Here is a 16,916-nt window from a genome sequence, read left to right as displayed (position 1 = left end):
GATTGAATCCAGACAGGGTACACGCTGATTGGCAGATGTTGAGAACAAATCCAGCTCCAGGAATCCTTAGAAAGCTAACAGAAATGAGGCTGGTGCATATTTTTTCAGATCAACAATGAACCTGTTGTTTTTTACGCTAATCCGCTTCCCAATTGGGTTACCGCGTAAATCAACCGGTTGAACCGCTTTGGCATTACATTTTTCAGGAAAGCTAACCGTACAATTGCCTGAAATACCTGATTGTTCCCATAACCGTAAAATAGTTCCTTCGCCATCGGGATTTTCTCCAAAAGCGGTGACGAGTACACCGGTTCTTGAAATGGAGATACCTGTATTCATTGGCTTTAACTTTCCGGCTTCGCCTTCAGCTATTCCTGTTAATAAAGGTACACGTGCCTCCCAGGAGTTTTGAATCAGATCAGGAACAGCTGGAGTGTGTGCATCTATGGACCAGATCCGGACTCTTTCACTCCATGAACCATCCTGCCACAACGGGAAATTGGTATTCCACATGTTATTGTAAATATTTACAAATACGGAGGGTATTTCCGGGGAATGATCCAAAGCAAATTTCCACAGGCCAGGTTCGCCTAAACAAATCAACGGCGCATCAATAGGAGTGAGCCCCATTCCTGATTGGTTGGCCTGCGTAATAGCCACGCCGGAATTAACTGCCATCAGGTACTTGTTACTGCCGGAAATAATGTCTGTCTGAGGATTTATAGGGCCACCCAAACGTCCCACTGTAAAGTGAGGTTTCGCGATAGCAAAAGGAAAACAAAGCCATCCGCCTTCCGGTTGTTTGTCTGCCGTTTTAGAAGCTACTACCCATTCCACATCTACATAAGGCGTATTTCGGGGGAAGGTAAATATCAAAGTATATTTTTTTGCAAAGCCGTTTGTCTGCTCCGTAGTCAGCGTAGCGATATCCGCTACGGCTGAATGAGCCACCGTGATGTCCCAGTGATGTGGTGTAAAGGCGATGTAAGGCGCTTTATCAGCACTGATCATTCCGGGTTTCCCCAAATCATTCAAACCCCAGCCATCTTTTATCCGGCTATAGGCATTAAACCATTTGTCCACCTCTTTTGTGCTGAACCGTTCATGCAAAAACTGGCCAACAACATATTCTGAGGAAGTATCCACCAGTTCGCGACCAGTTTTCTTCTCAATTAAAGAGGATATTCCTCCCCGGGTTAAATCAAAAACTATGTTGAAATAGGGGGTGCTAAATATGGATTGGTTATCGCTTGTAATGGCAGATGTTTTTAAATCGCCGGGGGCATAAGTAACATAACCACCTGCAGGAATTTCTTTTACATAAAAAGAAGTTCCTTTTTCCCACGGATTTTCAACCAAACCGGATCTCTTCCAGGGTAAGGGATTATAAACGATTAACCGCTTTCCTGCTACGTTTACAGATTTTGCCAGCAGATCAAGATGAGTATTTAATTCCGTACTAACAATGTTGTTGGTATTGAGGATATACTGACGCTTTTCATCGTAGGATTTTAACCATTTCCTTTTGCTTCCCTGACCGGTGTTTCCTGCGTCACTATTTTTAAGTTTTGAATAATCGCCGTTTTCAGGAATGGGTTCTGCTTCGGCTTCAGCCAGCCATTTTTTCCAATCATCACCATAACTGTAACGTGGGCCATATTCAGCATTCATGCCCCAGGTATGTTCGGCGTACAAAAGGCTCTGTTCATAAGCTTTTGCCAGTTTCGCTGAAACAGATGCTGTGGGAATGCCCCATATGTTCATTTGTGTGTGCAGCGCATCAAGTGCTGGTGTTAACGGGCGGATATTTCGTGCAATTTTTGTTTCCCGGGGATTTGATTCAATACCATGAATCCAGGAATCGGGCGAGTCTCCTTTAATAGTAGGTAAATCAGGATGTTCCGCAAATATTGCCTTTGCAAAATCATCGAGCGTTCCAAAATGTATTTTTACTCCGGGCAGATCTCTTTGCGTTTGTGCAATGATGTCCTCCACTTCTTTTTGGTTAGGCGGGCCGTGGTTGTCACCCGTCATGATCATAGCAAGATAGTTCTTACATGGCCAGTTGGCAGGAGGTTGTATTTCAGAACCATACAGCGGGGTATATTGACATAAAACTTTAGCACCGTCAGCACCTTCCCACCAGAAGATTGGCGGAAAGCGTGGATACTGACTCGCAGGATTACAGCCCAATTGCAGGAACTTTATACCTGCATGGCTTAACAAGGTAGGCATCACCCAGGAATGACTGGGAACATCGGTCATTTTAGCACTGATAGGCAACGGCAGTCCATAGGTACGGGCAATTTTTGACGAGTAATTTAACCCGCGAACTAAATCTTCATAATCAAGCGACTCGGTGTGCGTGGTGAAAGGGAGGGCATGTACCACGATGGCTCCTTCCCTGATTGCTTTTTCTATTCTTATCTTTCGTTCCGGACTTTGCTGAGGTCCTAATATCTGTGCATAGAGCGGCCATCCGGGCACGGTCCAGGCAAAGCGTTTATCTTTCGGTAGTGTTGCATTTTTCTCTATCACCTTTAATGCCTTATCCATCATTTCTCCCCGGTATCGTGCAAAAACATTTTCCGGTAAATCCGTAAAGCCTAAGTCGAAGTGAGTTTTGAATACCAGCCATACATCTGTTACTTTTGAGATGCCTGCATTATTTGCGGGTTGCTGTTGTGCAAATGCTCCCGCTGTAACCAGGAAAAGGATAAAAAATATCAGGCAGATTTTTTTCATAATAATTCAATCTTTTTGAGTGTTTGATGCCAGGTTGATTACTTATTCCTGTTAGTCTTTTTTTACCAGTGTCCCTTTAGCTCCTGCTTTAATGGTCCACTCTTTACCTGCAAAATGTATATTGCGCAGCTCCCCGGTAAAAGGGCGTGGCGTGGATGAATCCTGAAGACCTGTTCCATCACCGGTTTCCGGAGAGAAGCCAAAGAACGTAGTGATGACCACATCACTGAACGCAACGCCACTGATACATTCTTTCATACAGCCCTGCCTCATGGCAATACGCACAGGCGCGTCATAGGCGGTACGGTTCGGACCAAAAAATTCACGGGCCTGCGCAAATGGACCTTCCCGCGTGACCACCGCCGTGCGACAGTAGAACGCATAGGCCCCAACCGGATCACCGAGCTGCCACAAGATATTAACAGTGAGTGGAATCCAGCCATCATAAGCGCCCATGGGCCCATGATCCGGGCGGTCGGAATTCACAGCCGCAGCATCTTTCTGACTCATTGCACGCATCCAGTCACGGGTAAGGAGTTCGTTTTTGACAAAGGAAATCATTTCTGATTTTTGTGCAGGAGAGAGGTCCCGCTTTAATGCGTTGCCGGTATATATGAAGTCTACGCAGTGCCGCAGTTCCACACGTTTACCATTTAAGTGCCATGCATTCCAAACGCCATCTCCTGGCTTATAGAGCGACAACACCACAGGAAGTAGCGTAGTCGCTTTTTTCTGCAGTTCATTTGCACGTACCGTATTGCCATGGAGGATATACCACTTTGCGGTTTCCCGCATCATCCATATATTTTGCGCATTGCAGGAAGGAACACAGTGGATATAAGCGGGTGCGCATTCAAGCAGGTTGTTGTTCTCACCATAGTTAGCCAATCCATCATGACCTTTGGGAAGTGATTCCCAGTTGGTAGCAAGTGAATCCATGGTTTCCATGATGGTGCGGCCATTTTCCAGTTTTTCATCGAGGAAGTGGCGATCATTTGTTACACGCAGATATTCATCAATGGTTTTAAAAATAGTACATGCGTTGAAGGCATAACCACCGATGTTGTCATAATGAATTGTATCAAAACCTGTCGTATCCCGCAAATCGAGCGCATAGCCACTGGCTTTTCCGCTACGTGGGTTCTGCACCAGCCAGCGTCGAAGCGTTGCCTTCATACCGGCGGGTTCCAGCAGCGCCCATGCAGTCGCCTGCATAGAGGCATCCCAGTAATATTGGGTGCCATCTTCCCGTTCACCACTGGTAATAAAAGAACGGGGGTGGACCGGAAACTGTGTACGTTCGAGGGCTAACATCGTCCATGCGCCCACGTAGTAGTTGCGCAACAATGCGACATCGGAACTTTTTAAGACAGGCAGATGTCCTGAAAAATGTGTATTACCAGGAGTGAATGCGTCTGCCCAACGATTCTCCCAGACCTTTTTACAGTCATCGAAGTAAGTGTTAAAGCTGGCTGCCCATTTGGTCACTAAAGCATCGGTTTGCGCCGTTTGTGAAGATGCCTCATCGCCGGCCGCAAATTCAACACGCATACTACCTCCTTTCGGTAGTTCCATGATCCAATGCCAGATAACGGTATCCTTTTCTGTTGATACCTGATCGGGCTTACGTGATGGACGCAGGATGGATGTGACTCCCTTACGTTGCGTGCTATTGGAAACCCCAATGCCATCCGCCAGGAGTTTTCCTGGTACACGCAAAGTCAGCGTAGTACGGCGCGGTACAATCGTTGTATTGGTGGCAATGATGCGACACATCACATTTCTTGATTCATTGATCATTCGGGTGTCAGTTTCCACTGATATGCCATTGCAATATGGATTGCGCCGAAGTGCCTTATAGGGAAAACAGCGGGTTTCCGTGGCCGGATATTCCTGCCCGTCTATGGTCAGTGTAGTGACAGGATGCCCTTTCCGCCAGGGATATATTCCCCCCGGATAATAGTAATAGGAGGTCAGGTCCCGGTTAACGACCAACATGTGGTGGAAATTATGGACCGCAGGCATATTATCGACCTGGTCCATCGGGATCCAGTCTCCGGCAATGTCATCAAGCGTAGGAATCCCCAATGCTGCCGCGCGTTTGGAAGAAGAATCAGTGGTTATTACAGGGAGGCGATCTGCCGTTGCAAAGACAGAACGCGTATTGAAAATAGCTGCTGTAAGAATAACAAAAGCTATACTTGTTTTCATAACGTAGAATTTAATATGTACAAACATATATACATATCGGTACATTTCAAAGAACTGGTTCATAAAATTATCCTGTTGATTGGGGTAAAATTTCCTGTCCATTTTCAGACATGGACTGTTCGGATATGGACGTCCATCGCAAAATAAAATGCGTAATATCGTTGTACAGCGCAGGTTTTGTGTATGGCAGCATTATTGTCACTTAACGGAAAATTACAAAATCATGTTAAGAAGTCATGCCAGGGTGGCCTGGAGAAATCTTTTAAAGAACAAGACTTTTTCTGTCATAAATATCATAGGGTTATCCACCGGCATGGCGGTTGCCCTGCTGATTGGTTTGTGGATTCATGATGAATTGACGTTCAGTAAAAATCATGCGCATTACGATCGTATTGTGCAGGTCATGCAGCACCAAACCTTTAACGGGGTGGTAGGCACGCAGCCTTCCAACCCTTATTTGTTGGGACAGGAAATCCGGGATAAATACGGCAGTGACTTCAAGTATGTGGTGATGTCGTCCTGGACGGGTAAACATATATTAACCCATAACAATGATGCGGTTTCCGAAACTGGCAATTTCTTTGAGCCGGACTTCCCGGAAATGATTACGCTTAAAATGCTGAAAGGCACCCGTGGCGGGTTAAAAGATCCGGCATCCATCCTATTGTCGGCCTCGGCAGCAAAAGCATTGTTTGGAGATACAGATCCCACAGATAAGTTGATAAAGATAGATAACCGGCTGGATGTGAAAGTGACTGGTGTGTATGAAGATCTGCCTTATAACTCCGCCTTCAGGACCCTGGCGTTTATCGCCCCCTGGGAGTTATATGTCAACAGTCAACCATGGATCAGGGCGATGGACAATCCATGGCGGTCCAACTTCACCCAAACCTATGCACAACTGGCCGACAACGCAGACCTGGAAAAGGTGTCGGCTAAAATAAAGGATGTGAAGCTGCATAAAGTGCGGGCAGAAGATGCGGCATTTAAGCCGGAAGTATTTCTGCATCCCATGAGTAAATGGCATTTGTATGCGGAGTGGGACAATGGAAAAAATGTAGGTGGAGGTATTCAGTTTGTATGGCTTTTCGCGATCATTGGTTTTTTTGTGCTGCTGCTGGCCTGCATTAACTTCATGAACCTAAGTACTGCCCGTTCTGAAAAGAGGGCCAAGGAAGTAGGTATCCGGAAGGCCATAGGGTCTGTCCGTGGTCAGCTGATCACGCAGTTCTTCAGTGAATCCCTGCTGGTAACGGTAATTAGTTTTGTATTGGCATTGTTGCTGGTGCAGCTGGCCTTACCAATGTTTAACAGTGTAGCCGACAAGAAGGTCAGTATTCCACTATCGAATCCCTTATTCTGGCTGATTGGCCTTGCGGTGACGCTTTTTACCGGTTTAATTGCCGGCAGTTACCCTGCATTATATCTTTCTTCTTTTGAGCCTATCAAAGTGCTGAAAGGCACTTTCCGCGCAGGACGTTATGCGGCCATTCCCCGGAAGGCATTAGTGGTGACACAGTTTACCGTGTCGGTCATTCTCATTATAGGAACTGTGGTGGTATTCCGGCAGATCCAGTATGCGCAAAGCCGTCCGACTGCCTATAGCAGGGAGGGACTGCTTGCCATTCCAATGAAGACGGCGGAGATGAAAGATCATTTTGAATTAATCCGCAACGAGTTGTTAGCAACCGGTGCGGTGAAAGACATGGCCTATTCTTCCAGTGGTACCACGGAGCTGAATGCTATTAATAATGGCTATACCTGGAAAGGCATGCTACCTGGAACTCAGGGAAACTTCGGTTCCATTAATGTGACACATGATTACGGAAAAACCATTAACTGGCAGATCATCGCAGGACGCGACTTTTCGAGAGCATTCGCCACGGATAGCACTGCTATGATCCTCAACGAGGCCGCCGTTAAATTTATGGGGCTGAAAGACCCGCTGGGGGAAATCGTAAAAGTAGATAGTAAACCATTTCATGTGATAGGTGTGGTGAAGGACATGGTAATAGAATCGCCTTATAATCCGGTCTTCCGTACTATTTTTACCATCGATTATGACAATGCGAATCTGATTAATGCTAAAATAAATCCTGACAAAAACACCGCTGCTGCGCTGGCGCAGATCGAGGCGGTCTTTAAAAAATATAACCCCGGCGTTCCTTTTGTGTACAATTTTGTAGATAAAGATTATGCTGAAAAGTTTGATGGGGAACGACGTATAGCAAAACTTTCCAGCTTCTTTGCGGTGCTCGCTATTTTCATCAGTTGCCTGGGATTGTTTGGTATGGCCTCTTTCATGGCAGAGCAGCGCGTGAAGGAAATCGGTGTGCGCAAAGTACTGGGCGCGTCCGTTTTCAATTTATGGCGTTTGATGACAAAGGATTTTGTATTGCTGGTAGCGATTGCATTGCTGCTGGCAATACCGGTAGCTTATTATTTCATGAACAACTGGCTGCAGCATTATAAATACCGCACGGAAATATCCTGGTGGATCATTGCATTGACGAGTATCGGCGCGTTATCCATCACTTTGCTGACAGTGAGTTATCAATCCATTAAAGCAGCCATGATGAACCCGGTGAAGTCGTTAAGGTCGGAGTAGGTATTTATTTAAGGAACTCCAGTTCGATATATTTTGTACAGTCGTTTTTCATTTCGTTGAAATTGTCCAGCAGGATGGCAGCGCCGCCTTGCCGGACAATTTCTTTTATGGTCTTATAGCTCTCCATAGCGCCTTCCACGCCTTGTCCTATCAAGTCAAAAATGATATGGTTTGTATTGGATAATGTAGCATACAGGCTGATGAGTTGCTGATGATGGCTGCTCAGCGTGTACATTTTTGTATGCTTGTTAATATGCGGGTGCTCATATATTTTGCTGGCAAATGCATGATGTGGTTGGGTATTCTTTTTTAAGTATTTCCCAACAGTTAATGGATAGAGGCGTTTTCTTATCCACGACTCCCTGAAATGTGTTACATAGGTGAGCGACTGATATATTTTAACAGCATGATCTGAAACCGCACCAGTTAAAATATTAATCAGTTGCATTTCCAGATCATGGAAATGTGCGCCACTATATAAGTAGATGACTACCAGCTCACCTTCCTGCAACTCAAAAGGAGGTATGAAATATTTACCGGTCCGGATCCCTTTGCTTTGCAGTATCATTGGATTACTCATAATATATCTGTTTATCAGATCGTGATCTAAAATAAGGTTAATATCGGCAAAGAAGCCATCAATTTTGGCGTATACCCTTACCCGGTATTGAATTAAATTCGTATCACAACAACGAAATCGAGGCTATTTACGATAGCGAAGAGTATTAATGTTCCCGTTTGTGAGGGCTGTCACAGGCCAATCTTGTAATTCAACCAAAGCAATCAAATCAACTGTCTTGAATATTCTATGCCCTGCAGGTTAAAATAGTATCTCCAATTCTATCAGCTGATTTATCATTCAGTTAATAAAAGCAATCTTATGAAGTAGACTTTATCCACTATGACCGGCTGCCGCGGAAATATCCGTCTGTTGCGGGTTACACGACTTTACCCCGCGGGTAGCATGCTGCTACCTGTCGTTATACTTTTCTCCAAACATTAAACCATTTATATGTCACATTTATCTCGAAAGATAATAGTGGGGTTGCTATGCCTGGCCATCAGCCAGGGAGCTGCCGCACAGCAAAAAAATGCACCGGCGCCATTGCCCGACCACTGTTCCTCTTCCAGGGCGATGCAGGAACTTTATAAAAAACATCCTGCATCCTTACAGGCTGCACGCAACCAGGAGGTTAATATCCGGAAGACAATCGCCAGGATGCAGCAACAACGGCAGGCATTCGAAACACAATCCGTGCAATATACCATACCTGTGGTATTTCACATTAATGACGCCGTGAATCCCTATAAAGTAACAATGGCGCAGATCCGTTCTGCCATAGACATACTGAACCAGGATTATAACCTGGCTAATCCTGATTACAGTCAGATCGATCCACGATTTATAGGACTGGCAGCCAATCTTCATATTACTTTCCGGTTGGCGGATATTGACCCGCAAGGCAATCCTACTAATGGTGTAACCTATCACTACAATGACCTGGATGGCCGTTCTCCGGATGGTTCCGGCGCTAATGTAAAAAGCGTTTCCTACTGGCCCGGAGAAAAATACCTGAATATCTGGATCGTGAGTGAAGTGGAAGAGAAAGGGGTATTCAATAATTCCGGCTGGACTTATCTTCCGGATGACTGGGTGGCCAGTAATCACCTGGATGGCGTAGTTTATAACTGGCGTTATTTGGGTGCACCAGGTGTAGGGTCTTCTGAAAATGGCTATCCATACATGAAGCGGGTGCTTACCCACGAAGTAGGACATTTTCTTAATTTACAACACACCTTTGAAAACGGTTGTACCGCTCCGGGTGATGAAGTAGATGATACACCGCCTACGCAGTCCAACTATGGAGGATGTAATTTAAATGCCAACTCCTGTGGTACGGTAGCAAACGTGGAAAATTACATGGACTATTCTTCCTGCACCAAAATGTTTACAGCGGGCCAGAGCGACAGAATGCTGGCTGCATTGACCGGTACGGTAGCGCACCGGAACAACCTGTGGTCAGCCGCCAACCTGGCTGCCACCTTGTTGTCGGATTCCACTAAAAGGATGGTGCCGGCTTTTAATTTATTCAACGAAAGTGATGTAAATAACGGAGCTGTAACGCTAACGGATACACTGAAAATGCTGGGCGGCGCAAAGTTTGCTGTCAGCAGTGGCAGCCTGACGCAAGGCACGCACTTTACGGTGCAAAACCTGCCTGCCGGCTTGTCGGCGGTTATCCAGGTGGTTAACAACACCACGGCGATATTATCTTTTACAGGGCAGGCTACGCAGAATAATATTGTCAATAATACCGACAGCTTAAAAATTACTTTCCTCAATGCTGCCATACAGGGTGGGGCGGCATCTCTCTATCGTTCTTATATCAACCTGGGTATTCATTTCCTGGATCCGTATAAGATCATTTACAATGATATCCCTGATATTGTGGTGAACAGCACCAGTAACTGGACTTTCTTTAGTTTTCATACAGGAGATGCAGACTTCGGCGGCTGGTTCAACAGCGGCAAACTGCGCCTGGAAACCTATCAGAAAGCAGCAGTGTGTGAAGGCAGCACCCGGAATATTTCTCCGCTGCCGGTGAATACAATGATAGGAGATACGTCTTCTTTTGTGGCAGGTGGTGCATACCCGGATGAACACGATATCTTCAGCAGCACTTATACCAAATGGGGTGGTAAGACAGCCTACGTAGGTGTTAAGTTTACCGTAGGAGGTAAGCCTCGTTATGGCTGGATTCGTATTACGGTAGCTGCCGATGGCAGTACTTGCACCATTAAGGACTATGCCTGGAATCAGGCGCCTAATGGCAGTATCAGAGCCGGTAATGCAGGAGCGCCTACGCTTTCCTGGTCAAAGACCCAGTTCCGCGAAGCACTCGTTAATGATGGTGGTATTACAGATTCCTCAGAAGTTGGTATCCTCGGTAATACCTTTGCCATCAGCTCCGGGAACTTCACTAACAACGTACACTATACCGTTAGTAATCTTCCTGCCGGTTTGAGTGTACAATTGAAAGCATTGAATAATACCACGGCAATCCTGAAATTTACCGGTAAAGCTACCAGTCATGCAGTTGCAAACAATGCAGCAGTGACCGTCAATATCTTACCTGCAGCTTTCAGTACGCAACAGGTAGCAGATAGCAGCCAGAAACAACTGCTCCTCAACTTCCGCGATCCTTATATGATTAAGTACGTGGATGTAAATGATACGCTTTACACCATCAATATGACCAATAACTGGTATTATTTCCTGGTAGATAATATTCCGGAGGCCGCCTATGGCTTGTGGGCAGACAGTGGCAGGTTAAGATTTGAAGCCTACCAGAAGCCGATCGTTTGCCAGGGTACTACCAAGAATATTTCCCTGCTGGCTCCCAATACAGTCATCAGTGATAGCTCTAACTTTGTGGCTGGTGGCGCTTATCCGGATGAACATAATCTGACTACCACCTCTTACACGGTATGGAAAGGAGCAACGGGCTATGCAGGATTTACTTTCACGACCGGTGGAGAAAAATTCTATGGCTGGTTCCGGTTTAAAGTAGCCGCTAACGGCAGCGGATATACGTTAATGGATTATGCTTACAATACACTGCCTGGTGGTAGCATTAAGGCGGGCCAAACCAGCTCACCTGCAACAGATTCCGGGTTCCACGTGTCTGATTATTGTACCGCAAGTACGGCATTGAACTATAACACCATCACACGGGTACGGTTCGCTAACCTGGACAATAGTTCACAATGGGATGGTTATAAGGACTTCACCGCACAATCAGCTAACGTAACAGCCGGAGGATCTTATCAGCTGCAGATAAATCTGAATATAGAATACTGGCCGGACATTTCTGTGGCCGCATGGGCAGACTGGAATGGCGATAAACAATTGAATGATACCACGGAGAAAATATTTGTTAAACGGGGTACAGGTCCTTTCACTCAAACGATTACAGTGCCTGCCAATGCGAAGAATGGTACCACGCTGCTTCGCGTTAGAATGGGGTATGGCAGTAATATGAAACCTTGCGGCATTGATGGTTACCAGGGTGAGGTAGAGGATTATACCATCAAAATAACCGGAGGTACCGCGTTGCTGAAGAAAATGGCGACTTCCAATTACAGGTTAAGTGCAACCAGTCCTTTTTCAGACCGGATTAATATCAACTACCAGTCCACCGTAACTGGTATGGCAAAAGTGAAGCTGTATAACCTCAACGGCTATATGCTAAAAGAACAGGATGCGCATGTAATAAAAGGTAATAACACCTTACAGATAAGTAATCTGTCTGCATTACCGTCAGGCGTGTACATCATTGATGTATCCTATGGCGGAGAAAGACATACCGTGAAAGTGGTGAAATAGGAGCTATTCCGGAGATAAAGGCAGGTGGTATATCGAAAGATGTACCACCTGTTTTTTTAGCTGCCACTATACACCATGTTAATTATGTCATCCAATCCTTTATCATTCCCCAGTGTTCCCCAGGTTAAATGTTTCTGTGGTGAAAGTCGTGCTTCACAAAACAGTGGCGCCATGGTTTCCGGCGCTATCCGGATCAGTTCTATCGCCTGCATGGCCAGTGCCATTTTTTCAACGATGATGCGTGCTTTATACTCATCCGGATGTGCTATCAGCGGTTGTAAATTTTCCAGGTGATGATCTAAGTGTGTATCGAAGCCTTTGGCTTGTTCTAAGTAATCCATGAATGCTGTGATGCTGTGGGGTTCTTTGTGCATGCTGCGCAGTACATCCAGTGCCTGTATGTTGCCGGAGCCTTCCCATATAGCGTTCACCGGCACATCGCGGTATAGCCTGGGCATAATGGATTCTTCCACATAACCATTGCCACCAATACATTCCAGGGCTTCACCGAGTACCAGCACTGCTCTTTTGGTGTTCCAGAATTTTCCGATAGCGGTAGCGATGCGGGTAAAGTGCATGGCTGCTTCATCGGTGAGTGCATCATCAAAACCTTTTGCCAGGCGCATGGCGAGAGCGGTGGCGGCAGCGGATTCCAGGCATAGATCGGCCAATACATTTTTCATGAGTGGCTGATCGATCAGTTTTTTTCCGAAAGCACTTCTGTGGCGACAGTGATGGATGGCTTCTGCCAAAGCCCGCTGCATGGTGGCAGCAGAGCCGATAGCACAATCCAGGCGGGTATGGCGTACCATCTCCATGATGTTGGCCACGCCGCGACCTGTTTCTCCGATGAGCTGTCCCCAGGCTTCGTGGAATTCCACTTCGCCGGATGCATTTGATTTGTTGCCCAGTTTATCTTTTAACCGCTGAAAGTAGAGCGCATTCTTTTTTCCTTCCGGTGTAAACCGGGGCACCAGGAAACAGCTTAGTCCCTTATCTGTTTGGGCCAGCACCAGGAAAGCATCGCTCATGGGGGCACTGCAGAACCATTTTCTGCCGGTAATTTTATAGACGCCATTGCCTGCGGGTTTCGCAAAAGTAAGATTGGCACGAACGTCACTGCCGCCTTGTGGTTCAGTCATGGCCATACCAAAGGTGACGCCTTTTTTTAGGGTGTATGGAATAGGTCTTGCATCGTATTCATTGGAAAGTACCAGTGGCAGCCATGCTTTGGCAATGTCGGATTCGATTTTGAGTGAAGGGACTACTGCAAAGGTCATTGTTAAAGGACAGCTGCTGCCTTCATCTATTTGTTGTTTAAGATAGGACAAGGTACTGTGTGCGAGGTAGGCGCCTTTGTTGTTGGCCGTCCATGCGATGGAATGCACCTGGTGACGGATGGCTGCTTCCATCATCTGGTGATAGGCCGGATGATATTCAACGATATCCGTGCGGTTGCCAAAGCGATCATGCGTTTTTAGCACAGGAATATTTTTGTTGGCCAGCTCACCGGCATGCTGCATAGCATGACTTCCCATCAACGCACCGAATTCGGTAGCCTGCTCCTGTATCCAGCTGCCATCATATAGCTGAAGCGCCTTTTGAAGCAGGGGATGAGTGGTAAATGAATTGTAATTTTCAAGTACGGGTACCTGGTTGGCGGAGGTGTGAAAATCAAAATCAACGGGAAGCATATAATGTGATGTTTGATATACACTAATTTAAACTATTTGCGACAAAGGCTGTGGGAGCAATACTATAAAAAAAGGCCGCTCCATCCGGAGCGACCTTGTATGACGGGTTGGTTTTAAGCTTATCTTCTTTTCCTGTAAATCAGGAGTGCTGTTGCCAGCAGCAGCAACGATACGGGGATCACCCCAAAGAAAAATATCCRCATGGTGAGGATACCTGCATCATCGCTGTCTATTACATCTCTCGACCTCATTGCGCCGGTATTGATGGGGAACTCTCCATAGGTAAACCAGCGGAATATTTCTGTGGCAAATGGCTGGTTCCATACCGATGGCTTTCTACGGGAAATTTCTGCGGAACTCATGAAGTCGGCATCGCCGGCAACAATAATTCGCTGCGTTTTTCCGGCTTGTTTTCTTTCCATGGCAATGACCAGAGGCTGGTTATTTTTCGATAACAGCAGTGGTACTACCTGGAAACCAGGCGTGGTACCATATTGCAGGTTAACGGCGCCTGATACAGATACAACGCCACTGTCGGCCTGATAAGCTCCCAATGCCGGTGAGATGGCGCCAGCTTTATCAGAGAAATGAGACAGGATGAAATCCGATGCATAGTCCCTGCTTTCTTCCTGCACAGTAGCATCGCCGGCATGTACATCCAGTTGCTGCAGTAAGGGCGCCAGCACCGCCTGTGATCCGGGCTCCGTCATCAGGAACAGGTTCCTGCCACTGGCGAGGTATTGCTGTAGCTGTTCCTTTGCCTGGGGAGAAAACGCCGTTTGTGGCGCAGCAATCACGAGTATGGTAGTATTAGGAGAAATATGCTGGAGATCCAGGTTAACAGTATCCACCGTAAAGCCCTGGTTGATCAGCGCAGCACGGAAGGAGCCTTCTTTTACAAACGTTTTCAGCGCCGCATCTCCGGCTTTGGCAATACTTCTCTCTCCATTACCGGTGAGGAAAGTAACCACAGGAATCCGGGAAGGGGTGACAATATGTTTCAGCGCCGCAGTAAATTCCCGCTCACCCGGATAGATCATCATATCATTGTAGTACCGTAGAAAGGTTTGACCATCGCCATATTGGAGCAGTCGGACCAGCCGGTTTTCTTCCGGCCGCAGATCTACCATTTTCCGGATAGTGGCTGGTGGCAGTACCTTTTTAAAGTCAAGGTCCTGTATGTCCGCTACTTTTTTGGCAATGGCGGCATCTGTTTCTCCCGGGTAATTTTTATAGAGATTTTTGTTATCACCAAAATCATAGTAGTACACATAGTTCATTTGCAGGTTGGGCATAAACCGGCGGTAGGGGATCATCAATCTTTCATCCGCACTTTTCTTTTCTGGAGAGCCCAGGTAATAATTATCATCCAGGATGTTAACGTAGGTGGTAATCTTCAATGGCTTATCCATTTTCTTTACCAGTTCGCGGCTTTGTGGACCCAGGGTATGAATCCTGGTAACGGTCATGTCAATATAACCGGTAGCTGCCGGGAGCGCGCTGATATAGCCAACAAGGAAACAGAAAGCGACCAGACCAATGTACCTGGCAGTACGGAGCCAGGTGGATTTAGCTTCCCGCTGATCCTGCAAACGCATGCAGGTAATCGTCAGGAAAAAGCCGATGACGAGGAAGAAATACAGTACATCTTCGGAACTGATTAACCCGGCAATGAATTGCTCTGTTCTGCCGGAGATAGACATAAAGTACGTGATATGTCTTACCGTATCATTACCCTGAAACAGGCCACCAATAAAGTTCAGCAGGGCCAGTACTGCCAGTGTGCTGATCGCTGCCACTACCTGGTAGGTAGTTAAGGAAGACATGAATAAACCGATGGCCGCGTAGGCACAGATCAGCAGATACAGTCCCAGCGCACCGGATGACAATAGTTGCCAGTCGATATGTTCAATAAAGTAGGAACCGGAGATACTGTATAAACAGATAATCACCAGTAGGAGTGCGCCATATCCCATCATGGCCAGGTATTTTCCCAGCACAATATCTTTGACTTTAATAGGGGAGGACAATAATAATTTGATAGATCCGCTATGTGTTTCCCGGCTGATCAGGCCCATGGTTAATAAGGGAATATAGAAGTAAAGCGTACTTTTTACGCCGGGATAAAAACCTTCCCTGCCGCCAAATACCATGGCGGTCACTTCTGTAAAATGATTGCCCATGCGTTGTGCGCGGCCAATCATCTGGATATAGTGCAGGTAGTCAATACCTATTTGTATCGGGAACACAATTAAAATGAGCCATGCTACCGGTGAATGAAAAAGGAGGCTCAACTCCTGCCGGGCGATTCTGATAATTATTCTCATTACTGTAAAGCAGGTTTAGTTTTTTTATTGGATAGCTGGGCGAAGATGGCGTCCAGCGAACTTTTTTCCAGGGTGATTTCTTTCAGGCGCCATCCGTTCTGTACACTCAGTTCCACAATGCTTTCGGAGATATCTGTTGCTGGTTCAAAGTGCATGCGGAAGGATTTATCTGTCAGCAACTCCACTTCCTTAATGCCTTTTATTTTTTGTAAGATGGTGAGCGAAGGAGGATTTTCCATGGTGGTAATCAGGCTATCCGGTTCGATGTAATTATTGAAAGATTCCATCGTGTCCTTGAACACCATCCTGCCGCCTTCAATCATGATGATATCCTGGCAGGTGGCTTGTATTTCAGAGAGAATGTGGGAAGAAAAGATAACAGCACGATCGGTGGCGATTTCTTTGATCAACTGTCTTACTTCCAGGATCTGGTTGGGATCGAGACCGTTGGTGGGTTCATCCAGTACAACCAGCAGAGGCCTGTGAATCAATGCCTGTGCAATGCCCACGCGTTGGCGGTATCCGCCGGAGAGATTGCCGATCAGGCGATTACTGAAATGGGCTACGCCGCATCTTTCTTTTACCTCCGCTACCGCGGTTTTAATGCGCCGTTTATCTACGAACCGCAGATGCGCGCAATAGGTCAGGTATTCATCTACGGTTTGTTCTAAATACAAGGGTGCATTTTGTGGCAGGAAGCCTATTCTTTTCTTGGCTTCTTCCGGGTGCGTACGCATATCAATGCCTTCAATAAGTACTTTGCCAAGGGTTTGACTGAGTACACCACAAAGAATATTCATGGTAGTGGATTTGCCGGCGCCATTGGAGCCGAGTAATCCTACAATACCTTTTTTATTGATGTCGAAACTGACATCCTGCACTGCCCAGTCTTTACTGTACCGGTGAGAGAGTCCTTCAATTTTAACGATGTTATCTTGCATTTT

The 16,916-nt window shown here is 46.3% G+C and carries 8 protein-coding genes; 2 read left to right on the top strand and 6 right to left on the bottom strand.

Annotated elements, in window-relative coordinates; genetic code table 11:
• Positions 1-66 precede the first annotated feature (66 nt).
• Complete coding sequence (locus AB4Z08_RS28245; RefSeq protein WP_441577141.1) at positions 67-2,745, bottom strand: glycosyl hydrolase-related protein; 2,679 nt, start codon at positions 2,743-2,745, stop codon at positions 67-69.
• Between the two features lie 51 nt (positions 2,746-2,796).
• On the bottom strand, positions 2,797-4,956 hold the full coding sequence (locus tag AB4Z08_RS28240) for a hypothetical protein (RefSeq protein WP_441577140.1): 2,160 nt from the start codon (positions 4,954-4,956) through the stop codon (positions 2,797-2,799).
• Positions 4,957-5,179: 223 nt separating this feature from the next.
• Here AB4Z08_RS28240 and AB4Z08_RS28235 point away from each other — a divergent pair, with 223 nt between their 5' ends.
• On the top strand, positions 5,180-7,564 hold the full coding sequence (locus tag AB4Z08_RS28235) for an ABC transporter permease (RefSeq protein ID WP_441577139.1): 2,385 nt from the start codon (positions 5,180-5,182) through the stop codon (positions 7,562-7,564).
• A 4-nt stretch (positions 7,565-7,568) separates the two neighbouring features.
• On the opposite strand, the gene AB4Z08_RS28230 is transcribed toward AB4Z08_RS28235, so the two are convergent.
• Positions 7,569-8,144, bottom strand: coding sequence for a hypothetical protein (locus tag AB4Z08_RS28230; RefSeq protein WP_441577138.1), 576 nt, complete (start codon positions 8,142-8,144; stop codon positions 7,569-7,571).
• 432 nt (positions 8,145-8,576) lie between these two features.
• On the opposite strand from AB4Z08_RS28230, the gene AB4Z08_RS28225 reads away from it, so the two are divergent.
• On the top strand, positions 8,577-11,951 hold the full coding sequence (locus AB4Z08_RS28225; protein ID WP_441577137.1) for a M43 family zinc metalloprotease: 3,375 nt from the start codon (positions 8,577-8,579) through the stop codon (positions 11,949-11,951).
• Positions 11,952-12,007: 56 nt separating this feature from the next.
• Here the strand turns inward: AB4Z08_RS28225 and AB4Z08_RS28220 are convergent, their stop codons facing one another.
• The 3 genes from AB4Z08_RS28220 to AB4Z08_RS28210 all read right to left on the bottom strand — a co-directional run bounded on the left by AB4Z08_RS28220 (position 12,008) and on the right by AB4Z08_RS28210 (position 16,913).
• Positions 12,008-13,645, bottom strand: a complete 1,638-nt coding sequence (locus tag AB4Z08_RS28220; RefSeq protein WP_441577136.1) for an acyl-CoA dehydrogenase family protein — start codon at positions 13,643-13,645, stop codon at positions 12,008-12,010.
• Between the two features lie 119 nt (positions 13,646-13,764).
• Complete coding sequence (locus tag AB4Z08_RS28215; RefSeq protein WP_441577135.1) at positions 13,765-15,972, bottom strand: Gldg family protein; 2,208 nt, start codon at positions 15,970-15,972, stop codon at positions 13,765-13,767.
• Complete coding sequence (locus AB4Z08_RS28210) at positions 15,972-16,913, bottom strand: ABC transporter ATP-binding protein (RefSeq protein WP_441577134.1); 942 nt, start codon at positions 16,911-16,913, stop codon at positions 15,972-15,974. Before AB4Z08_RS28210 ends, AB4Z08_RS28215 begins: the two co-directional genes overlap by 1 nt.
• Between the last annotated feature and the right edge of the window lie 3 nt (positions 16,914-16,916).

The sequence above is a fragment of the Chitinophaga sp. RAB17 genome (genome assembly GCF_052114225.1).
Classification (GTDB): Bacteria; Bacteroidota; Bacteroidia; order Chitinophagales; family Chitinophagaceae; genus Chitinophaga.
This window is presented reverse-complemented; position numbering and strand designations above follow the sequence as displayed.